Origin of the sequence: Devosia alba (assembly GCF_039938915.1) — a bacterium.
Lineage (GTDB): Bacteria > Pseudomonadota > Alphaproteobacteria > Rhizobiales > Devosiaceae > Devosia > Devosia alba.
Map to the genome: position 1 here is coordinate 1 of NZ_JBDUUI010000070.1, position 284 is coordinate 284.

Below are 284 nucleotides of genomic sequence, written 5' to 3' on the forward strand. Positions count from 1 at the left end.
CGAATTGACCACAATCAATAAACTCGCAAGCTTTCTGACAAGCTTCTGTAAGATGTTCCAGGGGTATGCTTTGCCAGTCCTCAAACAAAATCTGTAACATAACAACAGCTTTCGCCTGTTCGTCCAATTCTGGGTCATTCATGGCAACCAGAATATCAATAATTACTCGAAAATCCGTTCTGATAGAAAAATCCACCCCACTGATATTTAGTGAGGTGGGCAACTCATAGGCGGTCATTTTGTATACTTCTCCGTGTACTTATTGACTACTTCCTGCATTTTTT

At 40.5% G+C, this 284-nt stretch carries 1 protein-coding gene; it reads right to left on the reverse strand.

Annotation, left to right across the window (positions count from 1 at the left end; translation table 11 throughout):
* Positions 1–238: Gp15 family bacteriophage protein (locus ABFY71_RS18815; RefSeq protein WP_347947395.1), on the reverse strand; the 238-nt coding region annotated here is incomplete at its 3' end.
* Positions 239–284: the final 46 nt, after the last annotated feature.